A 16,377-nucleotide genomic window follows, 5' to 3' on the forward strand; every position below is an offset into this window, starting at 1 on the left:
GTAACCGTAATCTTATCTGTATTTTATAGAATTCTGTTCATAAGTGCAAGCAGGTTTGTATACAATGGGAATGTGCTGAAAAAAGGGTAAGAGTGAGGATCTTAATCGTGTGGAGATTTGTTTTGCCGTTCGGAGTTCTGTACATTTGCCTGCTGTTCTCTGACAAAGTCAAAGCTTCTCAATACAGCTTCACCGCCGTAGCCGGCAATGATCGATAACACGACAAGCTGAATTCCAGAATCAGGTTCCGCAGATAAAACAAGCAAAATAGAAGCAACCATTCCGACAAGAATATCTTCAAAAAATCCAAGGTAAATGAATCGTTTCGTTGTTCTCGGTTTCTCGAGGCGCCCTCTTTTTTTAACGTGCCCGAGAACCCCCATAATCCCTCCAATCAAACAAGCAACCAAAACTTGATGCAGCATCTTCATCACCTTCCTAAAGCCCTTAGTTTAGTCAAGCGACTTCAGGCCATCGAGCAGCCCCCCTAGACCCCTTGCGATGATATTCGATACTACCATACAGAAAATGTGTTCTGTCTGAGAAGAAAAAAAGCTTGTTTCTTCCATTATATGTGAAGATTTGGTTGATAATCTTGATTCCTTCGATTCATTTTCATATAATTACAATTACCTATTTTTTCTATACCACTTATGCATCTGATTGAGCGGAGAGCTGCTTTTCCTTCCTGTCGTATAAAAACGCCGTTCCTATTGCGAACAGCAGCAATACGAGCAGAACCGCGAGCAAAAGCTGCATATTGAAATAATCAACCAGCATTCCGCCAAAAAGCGGCCCGATCATTCTTCCGCCGGTCGCCATACTGTTGACAAACCCTTGATAAAACCCTTCTTTTCCCCTCGGAGCGAGACGGTTGGCGATTGTCGGCACAGCCGGCCATACAAGCATTTCGCCAATGGTTAGCACAACCATCGCGGCAAGAAACGCCGGAAACCGTTCAGCGCCAAACAAAATTCCGTATGCCATCATAAAAATGACAAATCCGATGACGATTTGGTTTTTCAGCGATTCGGCAAACCGTTTCACAAAAAAACCGATCAGCGGCTGACCGAAAACAATGAGCGCCCCGTTCACTGTCCAAAGTACGCTGTACTGCCCAAGAGATATCCCCAGCTCCTGGGTGTGTGAAGCGATGGTCGAGGACCATTGCGAATAAGCGACCCAGCCGAGCAGGTAGCCCGTACATATAACCAAAAGCGCGGAGAATCTAGATTTCCCGCTGACTGAATCGGCATGATCCAAAACAGAAGACTGCATGGCTTTTTCAGACCGGATGCGTCTAAATCCGAAAATCGCAATCATGAAAAAGACGGCATATAGCATCGCATTCGCCAGAAAAACATACGTAAATGAAAAAGACGCGACAATTCCGCCGAGCGCTGAACCAACTGCCACCCCTGCATTTTGCGCCACGTATACAGCATTGAACGGCTTTCTGCCGCCTTCCGGCCAAACCGAGCCGGCCATTGCATAGCATGCCGGAAACACGATCCCTGATCCAAAACCGGCCAATGTTAAGAAAAGAATGTATTGGAACCACTCGTGAAAAAAGACGAGGCCTGAAAGGCTCGCAAACGTGATCACAATTCCAAGTACGACCGTTTTAAATCCGCCGATTTTATCGAATAAATATCCTCCGAACAGGTTGCCCAGCACATTTGCCCCTGAGTTCAGCATCAGCACAAATCCGGCCGCTGTCAGCGACTTTCCCAAATGCTGATGGATATAGATGGTATTCAGCGGCCATAAAAAAGATGCCCCTGTGACATTGATAAACATTCCGATGACCAAAAGCCATAATGTGCGCGGCATAGCGTTTCCTTCTTTCTCTTTAGCATTCCCTCTAGATTCTATTCGTTTTGCCCATTTTTTTCAATTGACACGATTTCGATTTTCAACATAAAAAACCCCCTTTTTAAAGGGGGAATTTTTTTATGATTGCGTCATCCATTTTGGCTTTCCGAAACCGGCGAATTCCCGATCGATCGCATCTTCGAAAGCTTTGGATTTTACCGCTTCTTTGAGATCTTTGGCGAATGGCTTGTCTTTGTTTTTTTCATCCACTACCACTTGATTGCGGTAGCGGTCAGGCATGTTCTCAAGCGCCAGCGCGTCCTGCAACTTCATATTAGCGGAGAGAGCGAAATTACCCGGGACAGCCGCGATATCCAGGTCATCGACCGCTCTTGGAAGATTGGCAGATTCAAGCTGTTTAAATGTCAGCTTTTTCGGACTTTCCGCAATATCCTGCACAGAGGCTTTCAATGTGTCGACATCGCTTTTCAGCCGAATCAGCCCCTGATCCTGGAGCGTTAAAAATGCCCTGGCGGCATTGGCCGGATCGTTTGGAACAGCCACTTCCGCCCCGTTTTTGACATCGTTCAAGTCGTTATATTTGGCAGAATAGAGACCCATCGGAGCGGTCGGCACAGAAATGAGTGCAGCAAGATGTTTATTGTTTTCTTGATTGTATGATTTCATAAAAACCTCATGTTGAAACAAATTGGCGTCGAGTTCGCCTTCGCTTAACGCCGTGTTCGGCTGTACATAGTCGGTGAATTCGACCACTTCAACTTTGTAGCCTTTTTTCTCAAGTTCAGGCTGAATCGCTTTTTTGACCATATCGTAATACGGTCCTGCAGTAGCGCCTATTTTGATCGTTTTACCATCGCTTTCGGCATTGTTTCCGCATGCGGTCAGAAGCGCCATGCTCAAGGCCAGTCCCAGCACGGAAGTCCATTTTAATATCTTGTTCATGTATATCTCCTCCTCCAAAATAAAAAAAACTCTTTCAGCGCCTGAAAGAGTTGTTCAACTTATCTTTCAGAATGCGCCTGACATTCTGCTGGATTTAGCACCTTGCTCTGCTGCAGGTTGCTGAGATTTCGCCGGGCCAGTCCCTCCATCTCTCTTTATAAGCTGCATATTCAGTTTTTTAAATGATTTCTTTATTTTACGTTTGAATATTTAGATTTGCAAGAAGTTTTTTGGTATAAACATTTTTTTCTTTTTAAGCTAAAATATAGTTATCAAACACGAAAGGAGACGAATCATGGAATCTATCATGCTGATCGGGTTTTTATCCTTTATTTTTTCCATCTGCTACCTTGTATTTCATTTGATCAGAAGAATCTTTTCTCCAGGCAAAAGGTTTTCCAGAAAACTCTTTTATCCTTGTTTTGCAGGCGGACTTCTCCTCCTGATCATCTCTGCGCCTTATTACAGTGAGGAAACATATGCCATCGATGAGACAAAAACAGAGGACCTGACAACCGAGCTTCAGGAACTGAAAACTGAACACAGCGCTGTACAAAAGGAGCAAACCGCATTAAAGCAGCAGCTCAATCAAGCAAACGAAAAACTGAAGGCAGCCAAAACGGAGAATGACACATTAAAAAAAGAAAACGAAAAACTGACAAAAGAAAAAGACTCGCTTACGAAAAAAACAAAATCGCTGTCAGAAAAACTGGCTAAGGCTGAAGAAAAAAGCGGCAGTACCGAAGCCACTGTAAAAGAAAAGAACGCCACCGCTCAGGCCGGAACAGCGCGCCCTCCCCTAAGAAAAACAGCGGTGAAAGCAAACAAGAGTGCAAAATCAAAGGAAGCGTCAACCATATTTATCATACACCAGGAAGTACATATTATGACCGCACGAAAAACGTCGCCCGCTGGTTCTGCACAGAACAGGAGGCGCGTGATGCGGGGTACAGACCTCCGAAACGTTAAAAAAGCCGGCATACCGCCGGCTTTCAGATTGTTGACAAAATCCCAAAACGGCTCTTAGTTTTGGGATTTTGTCATCCTTTCAGCGTGACCCCCAACCCTTGCAGTCTAGGAAGGCCGAGCATCGGAAGCTGACTTTCACAGGATGTGATGACGGCGGCGTTCAGGCAGGACGCCTGGGCGGTTAGCCGCCGATCCTTCTCCTATTCGTGAGCACCGACGCGCAGGCCTGACAACGAATGCGAGGGTTTGTCGACACGCTGAAAGCCGGCATACCGCCGGCTTTTTTCTTAAAGCTCTCTTCTTAATGCTGTCAGCACGTTCGTTCTTGTCGCTTTAATGGCCGGGTTCAGGCCTGAAAGAATGGCGACGCCTGCACTGATCAAGGTCGCGATAAGGACAAGACTGACCGGAATGTACGAGAAGGTGATGCTGAAGTCTGCCGCACTCGCTCCTCCTTCTGAAACCGATGATAAAATAGGTGGTATAATCTTGTTCACTAAAAAGCTGACACCGTATGAAATGATAACACCTAAAACAGATCCTAAGATACCGATATAGGCGCTTTCCAGCAGAAACATTTTCCTGATCACGTTCGGGCTTGCCCCGATCGCTTTCATAATGCCGATCTCCTGCGTCCGCTCTGTAACCGCCATTGTCATCGTGTTGAAAATGCCGATCGCTGAAATCAAGACGGCAATGACTCCGACGAAGATCAGACCGATTTTAAAAGCCATGAAAAAAAGATTAATGCTTTCGAGTTTTTTCGTTATTGAATCGACGTAGTAGCCTTCATCCTCCAAATCTGTTGTCAGCTGTCCGACATGTTCAAAGTTATCCGCGTAAACCGAAAGCTTTTTTTCGATCGTGCCGCTGTCTTTGTCCGCCTTCAGAAATCCGGTGATGTCTTTTTGCATGTCGTTGCTGACATAGACTGTTGAATCGCTTGCCCATTCATAAGAAGGTTTTTTCGTAACTCCGACAACTTTCAGATCATATGTTTTCGCTTTCCCTTCTTCTCCTGTTTTTTCATCCATTTTTGAGATCTTTAATTCAATTGTTTTGCCGAGAATATCTTCTGCGTATCCTTTTGGTTCTTTTACTTCCTCAGCATTATTTTCCATCTGCTTTTCATAATCTTGGGCTTCTTTTTTCGTCCAGAGATTCTTCCCGAAATGGTAGCCGACGACGATTTCATTCGGTGTTTTCGCTACGCGGCCGCGATCGAGTTTAATATTGGCTTTTTGTTCAGCAGCCATGTCAGTAATCGTGATATTCGACATTTGATTGTTTGTCCTGTTGCCCAACTTTGCTTCAGCAGGTGCGAACACCTGCGTGCGCTCGATAATCGCGGACACATCTTTGCGATTTTCGAATTCTTTCAAGTCTTTCTTTTGAACTTTCTGATCGCTTTGCCCTTCTTTTCCGACAACATTTATCTCAGTCACGATTTGCTCTTTCATCAGCTGTTCAGTCAGCGATTTTTGCAGGCCGAATCCGACCGATGCGAGCACGATTAAAAACGCGCAGGCCACCGTTGTTGCGAGAATGGTCATGAATACACGCAGGCGGTTTTTCTTCATATTTCTTCTAATGAACTTCAACTGATCCTTAAACTTCAACAGTCTCTTCCCCCTTCTCTAATACGCCGTCAGATAACTGAAATTTCGTTTTGGCGATCGATGCCACCTCGTCATCGTGCGTGATGATGACGAATGTAATACCGCGCTCCCTGTTCAGCTGCCGAATGAATTCGAGGATTTCCTGCTCTGTTTCGGAATCGAGGCTTCCGGTCGGTTCGTCGGCTAAAATGATTGACGGATTCAAAATCAAAGCGCGGGCGATGCTGACGCGCTGCTGCTGTCCGCCTGAAAGCTCATTCGGATAGTGTCCGGCGTGGCTTTCAAGGCCGACGCGGTGAAGCATCTCATTGACGCGCTGCTTCCGCTCAGACGGATGAACACCTTTTAAAGTCAGAGGCAGTTCGATGTTTTCGTAAGTCGTCAAGCTCGGAATCAGCTGAAAACTTTGAAAGATGAAGCCGAAATGTTCAAGCCTGAATGCCGCCCATTCTTTTTCGCTGTACTTTGTGACATCCGTACCGTCAATGACGATCTTACCTTTTGTCGGGGCGATATAGCCGGAAATCAAGTTCAACAGCGTCGATTTTCCGGAACCGCTCCGTCCGACAATGCAGGCGATTTCGCCTTTTTCAACGGTAAGCGAGACATCCTTTAACACTTTAATTTCATTTTCCCTCCCCTTTTTACCGACTTTAAATGAGTGGTGAATATGCTCTACACTGATCATTTGTAAATCTCCTCTCCATTATGGATTACAGCTGTTTTATTTTTTTGAAAATCAAGAAGTAACTGATTAAAAATCCGACTGCCGAACCGATCACCATACCGAAGATATAGCTGAACAGGTTTGAGCCAGAGGCTGTGCCGAATCCCCAGATGCCAAATAAAATCACGAGAATTTGAATCGGGCGATCCATTTTTCTCCAGAGAAAAAAATGTCCGTTCCGTTCAAGCTGCTGTTTGATAAAGCAAAAATAGCCAATGATATAAAACAAGATCCCCATGGCGAGCGGAATAAGCGTAAAGGCCAGGCTGCCGTCTTGAATGCCGAATTGGTTGAGGTACATGATCGGCGTTATATAATCCAATAGTTCTGTTTCACCATAAAAGAAAGCAGGGTGCCCTCCAAAGAAACTCCGGATGATTCGAAAGTTGGCCAACGGAAGCCCGATCAGCAAATACGGCAGAATCGACGTTGAAAATGCAACGATCAGCTGGGCCAGCGGATTGCCGGTTATCGCGCCCGCCGCCATAACAAGCGAGTAGACCATAAAGCAGAAGATGACCGACCCGATAAAATACTCATGGAAATGGACGACGTCAACCTTATATAAAACAATCAAGGCATAAGATAAAAAGTAAGATAATAGCTGGGCTGTTAAAAGAATTGAAATGCCGAAGAAATATTTCGTATTGAAAATGACGCCTCGCTTATAAGGAAGGCCGAGTGTGAATTCAAGCGTCCCTCTGCTCCGTTCAAACCCGATCTGGCTGAGTGCAAGCGCGACTCCGCCAATCCAGAACATTCTCATGACCCCGCTTATCTCATAATCTTTATATAAAACGCACTCTATATCGGGAAATTTTTTCTGTTCCGCAAGACATCCTTGATACTGAAAATAATCATTTAAAATCGAAAACGGTTCACTCAGCATCACCGCTGCAAACACAACTAAAAAAATCCAGAAATGCTGTTTCCACTCTTTATATAAAAGTCCGCGGTCTACCATCTTCGCTTACCTCCATACTTTGCGATGAATACTTCCTCAAGACTGACCGGAAGCTCGTTCCAAACTTTCGGAGACAAACTTTTTAGAAATTGTTTGCTCACATCGTCTGCTTTCGGAATCAACACCGTATAAAACACGCCGGTGTGATCCAAAACAGGGATTTCCCTTTCCCTGATTTTCAAATTGACATCTTCTTCAAATGCCATTTGGATTTTAATAAAATCGCCTTTCAGTTCATCAAGATCCATGATGTTCGACAATGTATTGTCTTCGAGAAAACCGATTCGATTGCACATTCTTTCAATATCCTCAAGCCGGTGGGATGTGATGAGAATCGTCGTGTTGTTTTCAGCCACTTCATCGACCATCAGCTGGAGAACATCTTGTCTTGTGACGGCATCAATGCCGTCTGTCGGTTCATCGAGCAGGATGACCGCCGGCCGGATCGCAAATGACAAGATCAGCGACATTTGCTTTTTCAATCCTGTAGACAATTCCCTGTACTTTTTTGTTTCGGGAATATCGTAGCGGTTCATTAATTCATTAGCGTATGTAACATCAAAGTCAGGATAAATGTTTCGCAAAATATTGACGAGCTGTTTGTAATTGTATTTTTCGAAATAGGTGTTTTGAACGGGCATATAGACGATATTGCGCTTGACGAGCGGATGGTCCTTCACCTTGACGCTGCCGAAGTAGATATCTCCCTCATCAGGCAGCAGGATTTGCTGAATCAGGCGGAGAAGCGTCGTTTTCCCTGAGCCGTTTCTGCCGAGCAGTCCGAAAATCTCTCCTTCCTCAAGCTTAAAGGAGATGTTTTTGAGTATTTGTTTTCCGTCAATCGTTTTTGATACAGATTTGAGCTCAATCATTCACTTCCCCTCCTCTCACTTCTTCGTCGATTTCCGCCATCCACTCCTGCAGCTTTTTAGTGTCGATCCCAGCGTAATGCGCATCGATGATCAGCTGCTTTAACTGCTCTTTAATCATCGCAATCTTCCCTTCATCAAGCGTAACTTTCGCGTTTTCTGAAATATACGTTCCTCTCCCCCTCAACGTTTCAATTATTCCTTCCCGTTCAAGTTCTTTATAGGCTTTGCTGACAGTATTCGGGTTTGCAATGATAATGGTTGCAAGCTCTCTGACAGAAGGAAGTTTATCTCCAGGCTTGATTATCCCTTTTAAGCAAAGCTCTTTCATCTGCTGGATAATCTGCTCATAGATCGGGGTAGAGCTTCTCGGATCGATTTGAATCATCTATCTCCCTTCTTTCTCGTTCAATCTCAGGTCATTCACTTTTAAAAAAACACGTATCCCAAATTTTCTTGAATTATAAAGCCCAGCTTCGCAAGAACAAACAAGAACGAACAGGCAATGATAAACGCCACGACCACCATCGGCGTTATTTTTTTATGTTTATCACTCATGAGTATTACTCCTTTACATGTGTGTGTTAATTGTATTACTCGATATAGTACACCTAATACATTAAATACATCGTCCTTTTTTGTCAATCACTTTTTTTCAAAAAAATGAACCCTTTCAAAAAGGGTTCATCTTTCATACGATCTCTGCAGAATCATATTGTTTTGAAGGGTTTGCAGCTGAAGCCTTTTGCGGTGAATTTCCTCCCTTTGTTGCTCATTGGCAAACAGCGAAAGCTTGTTTAATTCATTGACCGCGTTTTCAAGCATCAGCTGCGCATCGCTGAACTCTGTCTCATTGTAATGTTCCTGCCTGCTTGCAGTTTCAAATTGAGATAAAGCATAATCATAAGCATCTTCGCTTCTTTGGATGTGCTCTCCGACGGATTGTCTTGTAGCCAAAGAAAACCCCTCCTTAATGGAAAAATCCATCGTGATTAGTTTGGCCATCACAGCCGTGATCATTGAAGAAAATAATTGGGAATCGGTTTGTTCTTATCGTGTTTATTTGCTACAATTTTAGGATGCGTAATACTAAAAGGAGGTCCTTTTGTTTGCATCAGAACAACCCTTTTCCATATACGAACAGTGAAAAACGATATCATACATGGAATTATCATTTACGAAATCATTTCGGTCATAAAGTGTTTAAAGTCGCCCTTGACGGAGGCTTTGACTGCCCGAATCGCGACGGCACGGTCGCACACGGCGGATGCACATTTTGCAGCGCCGCAGGGAGCGGAGACTTTGCGGGAAACCGAGCCGACGATCTGCTGACCCAATTTAAAGAAGTCCGCGACAGAATGCATGAAAAATGGAAAGACGGCAAATACATGGCGTACTTTCAAGCATTTACGAATACGCACGCTCCTGTCAGCGTTCTTCGCGAAAAATACGAAACGGTCCTTGGCCTCGACGGCGTAGTCGGCCTTTCAATCGCAACCCGGCCGGACTGTCTTCCTGACGATGTTGTCGAATATCTTGCCGAGCTTAATGAACGAACATACCTCTGGGTGGAACTCGGCCTTCAAACCGTTCATGAACGGACGGCTGATTTGATCAACCGTGCCCATGATTTCGACTGCTATGTAGAAGGCGTGAACAAGCTGAGGAAACACGGTATCCGCGTCTGCTCTCACATCATTAACGGGCTGCCTCTCGAAGACCGCGGCATGATGATGGAAACCGCAAAAGCGGTCGCCGATTTGGATGTGCAGGGGATTAAAATCCATCTGCTTCACCTGTTAAAGGGAACGCCAATGGTGAAGCAGTATGAAAAAGGAAAATTAACGTTCCTTTCGCAAGATGATTATGTCCAGCTTGTTTGTGATCAGCTTGAAATTCTTCCTCCGGAAATGATCATTCACCGGATTACGGGTGACGGACCGATCGAATTGATGGTCGGACCGATGTGGAGCGTCAATAAATGGGAAGTCTTAAATGCCATCAATGGAGAACTGGAAAGGCGCGGCAGCTATCAGGGGAAATGGTTCAACAAAGAGAAAGAAGGCATCGCCACATGAAGCTCAAGAAGATCCTCCCTTATGCGAAAGAACTGCTGAAAACAGCCGCAGGCGAAGGAGACATCGTCATTGATGCGACAATGGGAAACGGACATGATACGTATTTTTTAGCAGAACTTGTCGGTGAAAACGGACATGTCTATGCCTTTGATATCCAGGAAGAGGCGCTGATCCATACTGCGGAAAGACTTGGAAACGAGTACAAAGACCGGGTGACATTGATTCAAAAAAGCCATGATGAGCTCATCACTTCGCTTCCTGACGACATCTCAGGCAAGGTGGCAGCAGCTGTGTTTAACCTCGGGTATCTTCCGGGAAGCGACAAATCGGTGACGACAAAAAGCGATTCAACCATCGCCAGCATCAAGCAGCTTCTCAAAATCCTGAAAAATGAGGGGCTGATCGTACTGGTCGTCTACCATGGCCATCCCGAAGGAAAGCGGGAAAAGGACGCCCTGCTCGAATTTTGCACATCACTCGACCAAGATACTGCCCGCGCCCTCTGTTACCAATATTTAAACCAGCGAAACGATCCGCCTTTTATCATTGCGATTGAAAAGAAAATAGCGGCTCAAAAATGATATCTTGAAAATCCTCCATTAGGAGGATTTTTTTCATCCAAACATAATGTAAGCGATATCAAAATAAAATATAAGAAATTTTTCGCAATTTTCTAAAAAGAAAAGGTGTTTCACTCTTTGTCACGAAATTATTGAAAACTCATGTAAAATACGGAGGGATTTCGCTTTGAAAAAATTTATCGCTTATCAAATTTTGATCGCACTCGCCATTGGAGCAGTGATCGGACACTTTTTCCCTGATTTCGGAATGGCGCTGCGCCCCGTCGGAGACGGATTTATCCGCTTGATTAAAATGATCGTCGTTCCGATCGTTTTTTCTACAATCGTCATCGGAGCGGCCGGAAGCGGAAGCATGAAAAAAATGGGCAGTCTCGGCATCAAGACGATTATTTGGTTTGAAGTGATTACGACGTTCGTGCTCGGACTCGGGCTGCTTTTGGCTAATGTGCTAAAGCCCGGTGTCGGCCTTGACCTCTCCCATTTGGCCAAAAAAGATATCGGCGAGCTCTCAGGCTACACGGAAAAAGTGGTCGATCTTAAACAAATGATCCTCGATATTATTCCTACCAACATCGTTGACGTCATGGCCAGAAATGATTTGCTTGCCGTGATCTTCTTTGCGATATTGTTCGGCGTCGCAGCTGCCGGGATCGGCAAAGCCTCAGAGCCTGTCATGAAATTTTTTGAGTCTGTTGCCAATATCATGTTCAAACTGACGCAGATGGTTATGGTCACAGCCCCTATCGGCGTGCTTGCTCTTATGGCCGCATCCGTCGGGCAATACGGCATCGAACTCCTGCTTCCTATGTTAAAATTAGTCGGCACTGTTTTTCTCGGACTGTTTCTCGTTCTTTTTGTTTTATTTCCGATTGTCGGTCTTATTTTTAAAATTAAATACTTCGAAGTCCTGAAAATGATTTGGGATTTGTTTCTGATCGCGTTCTCCACTACGAGCACAGAAACAGTCTTGCCGCAGCTGATGGACCGCATGGAGAAATACGGCTGCCCAAAACGGGTCGTTTCCTTTGTGGTTCCTTCAGGCTTATCGCTGAATTGTGACGGCTCCAGCCTATATTTATCTGTCGCTTGTATCTTTTTGGCGCAGGCTTTCAATATAGACATGAGCATTTCACAGCAATTGCTCATGATGCTCGTGCTAGTGATGACAAGCAAAGGGATCGCCGCCGTTCCATCTGGCTCGCTCGTCGTCCTTCTGGCTACCGCCAACGCAGTCGGCCTTCCCGCTGAAGGAGTCGCGATTATCGCGGGAGTGGACCGCGTGATGGACATGGCGCGAACAGGCGTGAACGTGCCGGGTCATGCTGTCGCCTGCATCGTTGTTTCAAAATGGGAAAAAAGCTTCCGGTATAATAAGCGTTTTGTACTTGAAAAACAATACCGGATGGAAAGCTTGTAAACAGCAAAAGCTCAAGCCGATGAACGGTTTGAGCTTTTCTTTACGAGCTTTTCATCCACGGCATTTTTTGAATTTTGCGGTAGGCCCTTCCGTTGATATAGAAGAAGTAGGAAGTTTTTCCGCTCGCTTTAATAAGGCGCTTCGCCAGCCGGCCGATTTCCTTTTGACCCGCGACCTTATCGTCTGATAAATAAACACCCAGAAGACCTCTGTTGATCAAACGGTGAAAGTTTTCGTGCGGAATCCCGCGCAAATGTTCATCCGCCATTTCGATGAAATATTCGAGCCTTTCCATCATATCTGAATGTGATGGGTAATACGTGCAGAAATTCAAATCTCCGCCGATTAAGTCTTCCTCCTGGTCAATTAAATAATCGAGCAGGATGTGCAGTCCCTGTATGTACGGAAAATAGCTGTCGCGGATCTTTCCGGCCATCGATTCAGTAAAATCGGAACGGACGGAATACGATACGAGGCAGAAGATGCCGAGCGTTGAACCCGCACAGGCTGAGAACTCGTACCATTCCATTTTCGGCAAGGCCGATCTATAATTCTCAAACCACGCTTCGAGCCGGGGGACACGCTCATGCTCCACAACGTGTTTATGAACTTGCAGATCGCAGTAATAGCTGCAAAGCTCAAGCAGGTGCTGCTTGATCAGATCATAGTTCTCAATTTCCGCAAGCACGTCTTGGCACGTTTTCACTAAGTCGTGCAAATAGCCTTGATCATCCTGGTCTTCCCTGAACCGGTAATAGTTCTTCAATTCAGCCCCGACGGTCAGCGCGTCTTTCATTGACTGATGAAGCATGGAAAAATCATCCGGGTCAAGCGAGGTGCTCCGGTCGCATAGATTGTCGAGATAGTCGCTTATCGTCTGATACGCCGTAATAAACCGGATCGACTGCTCGATTTTATCGCCTGAAAGGAGGGCCATAATGCCGCCGCCTTCACAGTGAAAGGTTTTATCCCTGATGCTGGCTTTCGCCTGCGTTTTCAGCTCGGGATTTTGAATCGTTTCAGCTTTTCGTTTCCACTTGTCCAACTCCTGATGAACAAGGGGAAAAACTTCTCTGTATACTTTAGCCATTAATCCAAAAGGATGCTCCGGTACTGCCAAAGAATGCACCTCCATTATGTCATATACTGTTCCACAAACGCTCTGGCCGCTTTAAAAACGTCTTCCCGCTCAGGCTCATTAAAAATTTCGTGGTATAAGCCCTCCCATTCCCTGTACGTCTTATTGTGAGAAGCAAGCTCGTTAAACCACTTGACGACCATTTTTTTGTCGACAAGCCAGTCTGTGCCCGCCTGCATGACAAAGAGCGGGATGTTGAGAAAGGCGTCCGTCGGCTCCATCGCGCTTTTCAACGCTTTTAACATTTCTTGATACCATCTGACAGAAACTTTTGTGATATATAATGAATCGTTGATGTCCATTTCGATGACTTCTTTGTTTCTCGTCGCTTTATCAGGCGTGATCCCGGATTCAAACCGCATGGACGGAGCCAAAACGTTGAGCCCTTTGGAAATCCAGTCCAAAAATTTGTTCGGCTTTAATTGCAGCCCGAGACAAGGGGATGATAAAATGAGACCGGCAATGCCGCTTTGCTGCTGCTTAAACCACTCGATCGCGATCAGGCCGCCCATGCTGTGCCCGAGCATAAATACAGGCAGTTCAAATGCTTTCGCCCTGGCGACCCATTTGTCCACTTCATCAATATATTCTTGAAACGAGCGTATATGTCCTCTTTCTCTTGTCGAAGTTCCCTGTCCGGGCAAATCCCCCATGACGACATTAAACCCGGATGAACGCCACATTTCGGACAGCCATTTATACCGCCCGTGATGCTCACATGCACCGTGAATGATGACGATTGAAGCAACAGGTCTTTCCGCTTCCATGCACCACATGCTGACCACCTCACACAATTTTATAAATGAAAGGATGAAACCAATGATCTACCCTTATAAAAAAACGGAACCCGTTATTCATGAAACGGCGTTTATCGCCGACAACGCGGTCATCACCGGAGATGTAACAATCGGAGAGCAATCAAGCATCTGGTTCTCTTCGGTTATCCGCGGCGATGTCGCCCCGGTCAGGATCGGAAAAGGCGTGAACATTCAAGACCTTTCCTGCCTGCACCAAAGCCCTGAGCGCCCTCTTGTGATTGAAGACGGTGTGACGGTAGGCCATCAGGTTACACTGCACAGCTCCGTGATACGAAAGCATGCCCTTATCGGAATGGGGTCGGTTATTCTTGACGAAGCGGAAGTCGGGGAAGGCGCTTTTATCGGGGCAGGCAGTCTTGTCCCGCCTGGCAAAAAGATCCCGGCCGGGCACCTCGCATTCGGCAGGCCCGCTAAAGTCATCCGCCCGTTAACTGACAAGGATAAACAGGAAATGGAAAGAATTCGCAAAGAATATATTGAAAAAGGACAATACTACAAATCCTTGCAAAAAAAAGATTAGCTTTGCTACAACTTTACCATTTTTTCACCGATAATTTAAGCAATAACCTTTTCGGCCGCACGCGTCTGCGGCTTTTTTCTTTTCCGAAATCTTTACAAATACTTATCATTTGCTAAACATTCATTTTTTACAATAAACATGAAGCAGCCATTCATGTAAAGGGGGTTATGACATTTGAATAAACTGATGGTCGGCATCTACAACTTTGAATGCCGGGTCTTCCTCGGTATGAACAGCTTATTTCACCAAAAAGCACTAAACCGTTACTTTCGTTCCTCAACACATCTGGGAGGGGCATTCTGCACGATTTCCGCTTGCCTGTCTCTCTTGCTGTTCGGATCCGGAAGTGTTCGTACAGCGGGGATCGCCAGCGCCATTGCACTTTTGGTCAGCCACCTTCAAGTCATGCTGATCAAAAAGCTGTATCCAAGAAAGCGGCCGTATTTAACGCTAAAGGAAACACAGGTTTTGCAAAATCCGCTCAAGGATCATTCTTTTCCATCCGGCCATACGACCGCGGCATTTTCCGTCATTACACCGCTAATGATATTCTTTCCGATACTCGCGCTTTTATTAATTCCGGTAGGCATCAGTGTGGGACTCTCCAGAATTTATCTCGGTCTTCATTATCCTTCGGATGTTCTGGCAGGCACGGCCCTCGGGATATCAGTCGGAACTTTGTCGGCGTTGGTCTTCTAAGCCGGCCGTTTCTTCCAAAGCGTCACTGATTTTTTACATCACAAACAGGAGGGGAAACGATGAAAATTGCGATATTTACGGACACTTTTACACCGGATGTGAACGGATGCGCCAGAACGCTGAAAAGGTATACGGATTATCTTGAAAAAAACGGGATGTCCTATAAAGTATTTGCGCCGGAAAGCACGCATGAAACACAATTTTCGAGCCGCATCCGCCGTTTTACGAGCATGCCGTTCTTCTTATACCCCGAGTGCAGAATCGCTCTTCCTAATCTCATCAAAATGAAATCAGAACTCCGCGAATTCAATCCCGATCTCATTCACATCGCGACTCCTTTTAATATCGGCCTAGCAGGGCTCAAGCTTGCGAAGAAATGGAACATCCCTGTCGTAGGCTCTTACCATACCGATTTTGACCAGTACCTTTCATATTATGATCTTCAAATGTTTTCCAAACTATTATGGAAATATATGCACTGGTTTCATAAAGATTTTCGAAAAATTTTTGTCCCTTCGCGCGAAACGTTTATGCAGCTCAAAGCCAAACAATTCAGGAACCTCTCCATCTGGAAGCGCGGCGTGGACTGCTCGCTGTTCAGTCCGGCGCATCAAACCGAACACATCCGCAAGCGATACGGCATAAAGGAAACCTATATCCTCAGCTATGTCGGAAGGCTTGCACCTGAGAAAGATTTGGAGACGCTGCTCAAGATCGCAAGTCACCCCAATTTGAAAGATGGCGTCCACTGGCTGATCGCGGGAGACGGCCCGTTAAAAAAAGAGCTTGAGAAGCGGGCTCCCCTCAATATGACTTTTGCCGGCTATGTCAAAGGAGAAGAGCTGGCAAGCATTTATGCAAGCTCAGATTTGTTCGTCTTTCCTTCTCCGACGGAAACCTTCGGAAATTCCGCGCTTGAAGCGCTCGCCTGCGGGACGCCTGTTATCGGGGCAGATTCCGGCGGCCTGAAAGACTTTATACAAAACGGAAGAAACGGTTTTCTTTCCGAACCTGGAAATCCGGATGCATTCACCGAAAATATATTGCGCGTCCTCTCCAATGTGCCGTTAAAAAAACGGATGTCATACGATGCGAGAAGCTATGCCCTTACCCAGTCGTGGGAAGTGATTTTTGACAATCTCTTCTCCGAATGTGAACGTGTGCTAGCAGATTTATCAGCTGAAAAACCGGCATAAAAAA

General features: G+C 45.6%; 19 protein-coding genes and 1 riboswitch. Of the genes, 7 read left to right on the forward strand and 12 right to left on the reverse strand.

The annotated features are described in order from the left end of the window. Positions 1-101: 101 nt before the first annotated feature. From KI350_RS03070 to KI350_RS03080, 3 genes are all read right to left on the reverse strand, one after another. Positions 102-431 carry a DUF4257 domain-containing protein gene (locus KI350_RS03070; RefSeq protein ID WP_016885609.1) on the reverse strand — a complete coding sequence of 110 codons (330 nt, stop codon included), beginning with the start codon at positions 429-431 and terminating at the stop codon, positions 102-104. 220 nt (positions 432-651) lie between these two features. After that, entirely contained in the window at positions 652-1,833 is a 1,182-nt protein-coding gene (locus KI350_RS03075) for an MDR family MFS transporter (protein WP_020452654.1), read from the reverse strand. Positions 1,834-1,953: 120 nt separating this feature from the next. After that, positions 1,954-2,778: a MetQ/NlpA family ABC transporter substrate-binding protein gene (locus KI350_RS03080; RefSeq protein WP_065643620.1), complete on the reverse strand. Its 825-nt coding sequence runs from the start codon at positions 2,776-2,778 to the stop codon at positions 1,954-1,956. 56 nt (positions 2,779-2,834) lie between these two features. Next, a riboswitch (SAM riboswitch) is annotated at positions 2,835-2,942 on the reverse strand. A gap of 131 nt (positions 2,943-3,073) precedes the next feature. Here KI350_RS03080 and KI350_RS03085 point away from each other — a divergent pair. Continuing rightward, complete coding sequence (locus tag KI350_RS03085; protein WP_236808599.1) at positions 3,074-3,805, forward strand: hypothetical protein; 732 nt, start codon at positions 3,074-3,076, stop codon at positions 3,803-3,805. Between the two features lie 229 nt (positions 3,806-4,034). Here KI350_RS03085 and KI350_RS03090 read toward each other — a convergent pair whose 3' ends face one another. From KI350_RS03090 to KI350_RS03115, 7 genes are all read right to left on the reverse strand, one after another. Then, complete coding sequence (locus KI350_RS03090) at positions 4,035-5,366, reverse strand: ABC transporter permease (protein ID WP_020452657.1); 1,332 nt, start codon at positions 5,364-5,366, stop codon at positions 4,035-4,037. After that, on the reverse strand, positions 5,356-6,054 hold the full coding sequence (locus KI350_RS03095; RefSeq protein ID WP_025810970.1) for an ABC transporter ATP-binding protein: 699 nt from the start codon (positions 6,052-6,054) through the stop codon (positions 5,356-5,358). The genes KI350_RS03090 and KI350_RS03095 overlap by 11 nt, the downstream gene beginning before the upstream one ends. A 25-nt stretch (positions 6,055-6,079) precedes the next feature. Beyond that, a complete protein-coding gene (locus tag KI350_RS03100) occupies positions 6,080-7,057 on the reverse strand; it encodes an ABC transporter permease subunit (protein WP_065643618.1) in 978 nt (325 codons plus the stop codon). Beyond that, positions 7,051-7,929 (reverse strand): ATP-binding cassette domain-containing protein, encoded by an 879-nt coding sequence (locus tag KI350_RS03105; RefSeq protein ID WP_023855837.1) that lies wholly within the window; start codon positions 7,927-7,929, stop codon positions 7,051-7,053. The genes KI350_RS03100 and KI350_RS03105 overlap by 7 nt, the downstream gene beginning before the upstream one ends. After that, a complete protein-coding gene (locus tag KI350_RS03110) occupies positions 7,922-8,314 on the reverse strand; it encodes a GntR family transcriptional regulator (RefSeq protein ID WP_003184565.1) in 393 nt (130 codons plus the stop codon). Before KI350_RS03110 ends, KI350_RS03105 begins: the two co-directional genes overlap by 8 nt. 41 nt (positions 8,315-8,355) lie before the next feature. Beyond that, positions 8,356-8,484, reverse strand: a complete 129-nt coding sequence (locus tag KI350_RS23170) for a hypothetical protein (RefSeq protein WP_020452661.1) — start codon at positions 8,482-8,484, stop codon at positions 8,356-8,358. 126 nt (positions 8,485-8,610) lie between these two features. Beyond that, complete coding sequence (locus tag KI350_RS03115; protein WP_065643617.1) at positions 8,611-8,883, reverse strand: YtzC family protein; 273 nt, start codon at positions 8,881-8,883, stop codon at positions 8,611-8,613. A 152-nt stretch (positions 8,884-9,035) separates the two neighbouring features. Between KI350_RS03115 and mnmL the strand changes: the two genes are divergently transcribed. The 3 genes from mnmL to gltP all read left to right on the forward strand — a co-directional run bounded on the left by mnmL (position 9,036) and on the right by gltP (position 12,002). Beyond that, entirely contained in the window at positions 9,036-10,004 is a 969-nt protein-coding gene (gene mnmL / locus KI350_RS03120) for a tRNA modification radical SAM protein MnmL/YtqA (protein WP_065643616.1), read from the forward strand. Then, positions 10,001-10,585, forward strand: a complete 585-nt coding sequence (mnmM, locus tag KI350_RS03125) for a tRNA 5-(aminomethyl)-2-thiouridylate-methyltransferase MnmM (RefSeq protein ID WP_023855833.1) — start codon at positions 10,001-10,003, stop codon at positions 10,583-10,585. Before mnmL ends, mnmM begins: the two co-directional genes overlap by 4 nt. A 166-nt stretch (positions 10,586-10,751) precedes the next feature. After that, a complete protein-coding gene (gltP, locus tag KI350_RS03130; RefSeq protein WP_023855832.1) occupies positions 10,752-12,002 on the forward strand; it encodes a glutamate-aspartate/proton symporter GltP in 1,251 nt (416 codons plus the stop codon). Positions 12,003-12,042: 40 nt separating this feature from the next. Here the strand turns inward: gltP and KI350_RS03135 are convergent, their stop codons facing one another. After that, a complete protein-coding gene (locus KI350_RS03135; protein WP_020452664.1) occupies positions 12,043-13,122 on the reverse strand; it encodes a tetraprenyl-beta-curcumene synthase family protein in 1,080 nt (359 codons plus the stop codon). A 14-nt stretch (positions 13,123-13,136) separates the two neighbouring features. Continuing rightward, positions 13,137-13,916 (reverse strand): alpha/beta hydrolase, encoded by a 780-nt coding sequence (locus KI350_RS03140; protein WP_023855831.1) that lies wholly within the window; start codon positions 13,914-13,916, stop codon positions 13,137-13,139. A 43-nt stretch (positions 13,917-13,959) separates the two neighbouring features. On the opposite strand from KI350_RS03140, the gene KI350_RS03145 reads away from it, so the two are divergent. The 3 genes from KI350_RS03145 to KI350_RS03155 all read left to right on the forward strand — a co-directional run bounded on the left by KI350_RS03145 (position 13,960) and on the right by KI350_RS03155 (position 16,373). Continuing rightward, complete coding sequence (locus KI350_RS03145; protein WP_020452666.1) at positions 13,960-14,478, forward strand: gamma carbonic anhydrase; 519 nt, start codon at positions 13,960-13,962, stop codon at positions 14,476-14,478. A 174-nt stretch (positions 14,479-14,652) separates the two neighbouring features. Further along, the gene (locus KI350_RS03150) at positions 14,653-15,177 is read left to right on the forward strand and encodes a phosphatase PAP2 family protein (protein ID WP_065643615.1); all 525 of its coding nucleotides are present in this window, start codon (positions 14,653-14,655) and stop codon (positions 15,175-15,177) included. A 59-nt stretch (positions 15,178-15,236) separates the two neighbouring features. Continuing rightward, positions 15,237-16,373 (forward strand): glycosyltransferase family 4 protein, encoded by a 1,137-nt coding sequence (locus tag KI350_RS03155; protein WP_023855829.1) that lies wholly within the window; start codon positions 15,237-15,239, stop codon positions 16,371-16,373. Positions 16,374-16,377: the final 4 nt, after the last annotated feature.

The organism is Bacillus sp. J41TS8 (assembly GCF_018333035.1).
Taxonomy (GTDB): Bacteria; Bacillota; Bacilli; order Bacillales; family Bacillaceae; genus Bacillus; species Bacillus paralicheniformis.